Genomic DNA, 2,701 nt, shown 5'->3' on the forward strand with positions numbered 1-2,701 from the left:
AGAAGCACGAGCGTGTTGAAAGGAGAGAATAATCAGCGTAATCATGAAGAGCGCGACGAGCCAGCGGAGCCATGAGTTATCTGGATAGATCGTGGCTATCAACCTCCCTTGTAATACCAAATTGGTCATCTATGAACATACTATATGTAGTGGTGTAGTCTTTACGCATTATACTATATATAGTGTGTCCGTCTCCGTCACGCCACTATTTCTGCGTAAATTCGATTGCATCCAGTGTTAAGAAGGTTGTAGCGAATTTTTTCTGTGATTTCGACCAGTCGGTTGGCTACGATGCGGTAAACCCTTAGACCAAGGCTCTGGGCGTACTCGATTTCGCTAATAACACCTTTGCCGGCAACTCCGCTCAAATCGCTAAACACAAGAGCATCAGAGGCATCAATTTTCGAGAAACAATCGCGCATTATGGATTCTTCGCTCTCGTTAGGATTTACAAAGACCGCCGGATTGTGGATATATGAGTCATGAAAGTGTTTGTTTATTACAAACAGTTCGAAATCTTCGATTTTTGTTCCATACTTCCAAATATGATGTGCGTAGTAAATCATCATTTATATGGCACTCCTATATAGTCGAGGATTTCACCTAGCCCCAACCCGTTATCATCTACAGACCTAATGCAGTAGTCGTATTGTTTAGGATGAGAGATTTTCATTCTTTGAAATTTATTTGGTTCTTTTTCTAAATGGCAACCATACATGCAGAACATGCATCCAGTCCTGTTTTCTCCAGTTGTCAGTAGGCGTCCACGTTCATCTTCTACGATATCCCCATACACCGTGGCATATTTAATATTGAACGTCTTTATGTACCGTAATACGTCCTGATCCGTCCAAAAAGAAATTGGCTTTGAAGATATTTTCCCATCAAAACTATTGCAGCCATCCCGTAACCACTGCGTTCTGCGCTGGCGGCTCTCAGATGCCATCGTAGCAATAATCGGTTTTCTATCTGATTCTTTTTCGTAGACGTGGAATGGATTCTTTTTCATTATCGTGCAGCATTTGTTTGATATGTCAAACGGCGCAGAAATAAGAAACTTATATTTGCTAATGTCGTATTGTCCTCGTTCACCTGTAAACATTTTCGCCGCAAAGCAGTCGTTTCCGAGTTTTCTAACATCATGTATATGTCTGCTTACTTCCTTGCTGATGAGTGGGTATCCCTCGGTTTTAATGACTTCTTTGAAGTTGGTGGGTTCCCACGATTTGGTACTCTTGTTATATCGCATGGGACGTAGCCACTCTACATTATCTTTTGATTTCACAAACTCGCGTATTTCGGGGTATTCCAACCCGGTGTCGCAAAAGACCGCTGGGACATCCGGATACATCCTGCGCGCAAGGTCTAAAAGCACTGTAGAGTCCTTACCGCCAGAGAACGATATGTAGACTTTTCCACCCCATTTTTCATACCATTCCAAAATCCGCAACTGCGTAACTTGAATTTTTCGTTCAAAGCTCCAGCCTTGCATAACCTTCAAATCTTCGCTTGTATACTTAGAAATTTTATCACAACCTTTGAATCAAATCGGCGTTTCATAATCATACAATATATAGTATGTTAATCTCGCGGATCACTACTATATGTAGTGTCTTCGTGCAATCCAATCTCCCTTTGGATATACCAAGCAGCCTTTTTGAGATCTTCTAAGGCATTTCCCTTGTGATCAGCGCGGGAAATGTACTTGACTACATTTCCAAGATTGAAGTTTAGTTTCCAGTCTTCAATTACGTCAATTACCTCATATTTACCTGTGTTATAATGGGCGGGATGATTAACGTTGCTCATAGTTTCTCCTTTACTCGCTTATAAAAATCATCGTTGTAAGCGTCGTACCGATCTTGAATTGATGAGAACATACCATGTTTCTTTGTGAATGCTTCGAAGAATCCGCATGACTGCATCTCGGGGCATCCTCCACGATATATACAATTCGGAACGGAAACGTCTGATAATTCGGGTTCAACCTTGCGCGACTCAATTTTTAAATCTTCCCAATATTCTCGCGTATCGGGATCGGCAAGATAGCAGAGTCTTTTTCTGCTAGTGTCGATGACATGTTGCGAGTTTGCTTCTCCTGTAAAAGAAACAAGCGCACCTTGCGGCAGTTCATCTCTTGGAATTCCAGTCCTATCGCTTCTTTGTGTTTCAATGAAACACTCCCATTTGTGCCTTGAAAAGTGTGTGGCTGAAAAACTTTTAATTCCGTCCCAGAACCATTTAATTGAAATGTCGCGGATTGGAGAATGCTCCGCGATAAGGATTCGCTTTCTAAAATCAATGGAAGGAATTGAATCTCTTGCATCCTTCCCTACTGTTGCGCGGCAGTCGTTCAATACTTCCAGCCAGTCACCTTTAACCCTAAGAATTTTTGTTTTCATAACACCTCAAGTTCCACAGATTTTGCAGCGATGACGCTGAGTGATCGGGTCAAAATAGGAGATGCATCCACAGATGATGCACTTACGTGGCCGAGTGTCATCATTGGGCTTGATTTCTTCTAGTATTTCAAACAGGACTTGCCTCACTTGAGGATCGGCTTCTATGTATGCGGTGCGCAGAAACCCAGCAATTTCGCTCTTTCTGGCGGAAGTCATAGACCCATATCCTCCTTGTAGAATTCAACGAGATCATCTTCAAGCGCGGCGGCAGTAGTTAGGAAAGTATTGATGATCGGGCT

General features: G+C 42.4%; 4 protein-coding genes. All 4 read right to left on the reverse strand.

Translation table 11 applies throughout. The features are described from left to right. Positions 1 to 197 precede the first annotated feature (197 nt). The 4 genes from PHO71_RS26025 to PHO71_RS26040 all read right to left on the reverse strand — a co-directional run bounded on the left by PHO71_RS26025 (position 198) and on the right by PHO71_RS26040 (position 2,402). Positions 198 to 569 carry a hypothetical protein gene (locus tag PHO71_RS26025; RefSeq protein ID WP_300209092.1) on the reverse strand — a complete coding sequence of 124 codons (372 nt, stop codon included), beginning with the start codon at positions 567 to 569 and terminating at the stop codon, positions 198 to 200. After that, positions 566 to 1,492, reverse strand: a complete 927-nt coding sequence (locus PHO71_RS26030) for a phosphoadenosine phosphosulfate reductase family protein (RefSeq protein WP_300209093.1) — start codon at positions 1,490 to 1,492, stop codon at positions 566 to 568. Before PHO71_RS26030 ends, PHO71_RS26025 begins: the two co-directional genes overlap by 4 nt. An 89-nt stretch (positions 1,493 to 1,581) precedes the next feature. Continuing rightward, the gene (locus PHO71_RS26035) at positions 1,582 to 1,809 is read right to left on the reverse strand and encodes a DUF3310 domain-containing protein (RefSeq protein ID WP_300209094.1); all 228 of its coding nucleotides are present in this window, start codon (positions 1,807 to 1,809) and stop codon (positions 1,582 to 1,584) included. Next, positions 1,806 to 2,402 carry a thymidylate synthase ThyX gene (locus PHO71_RS26040; protein ID WP_300209095.1) on the reverse strand — a complete coding sequence of 199 codons (597 nt, stop codon included), beginning with the start codon at positions 2,400 to 2,402 and terminating at the stop codon, positions 1,806 to 1,808. The genes PHO71_RS26035 and PHO71_RS26040 overlap by 4 nt, the downstream gene beginning before the upstream one ends. Positions 2,403 to 2,701: the final 299 nt, after the last annotated feature.

The organism is Bacteroides sp., assembly GCF_028690125.1.
Classification (GTDB): domain Bacteria; phylum Bacteroidota; class Bacteroidia; order Bacteroidales; family Bacteroidaceae; genus Bacteroides.